The organism is Streptomyces sp. SID13726 (assembly GCF_010548375.1).
Lineage (GTDB): Bacteria > Actinomycetota > Actinomycetes > Streptomycetales > Streptomycetaceae > Streptomyces.
Genome location: NZ_JAAGLY010000870.1, coordinates 1 through 384, shown reverse-complemented (window position 1 = coordinate 384; position 384 = coordinate 1). Strand labels below are relative to the sequence as shown.

The 384-nt window shown below is 65.6% G+C and carries 1 pseudogene; it reads right to left on the bottom strand.

The features are described from left to right. Window positions 1–384, bottom strand: a pseudogene (gene groEL / locus G3I78_RS50735) (chaperonin GroEL); the annotation flags it as partial.

Here is a 384-nt window from a genome sequence, read left to right as displayed (position 1 = left end):
GGATCTTGTTGACGACCAGGGGGGAGAGCGTCTCGCCCTCGACGTCCTCGGCGATGATCAGCAGCGGCTTCGAGGCGCCGGCCTGGATGACCTTCTCGAGCAGCGGCAGGAGGTCCTGGATGGAGGAGATCTTGCCCTGGTTGATCAGGATGTACGGGTCGTCGAGGACGGCCTCCATACGCTCCTGGTCGGTGACCATGTACGGCGAGAGGTAGCCCTTGTCGAAGGCCATGCCCTCGGTGAACTCCAGCTCCAGGCCGAAGGCGTTGGACTCCTCGACGGTGATGACACCGTCCTTGCCGACCTTGTCCATCGCCTCGGCGATGAGCTCGCCGACCTGCTGGTCCTGCGCGGGGAGCGCGGCCACGGCGGCGATGTCGGACT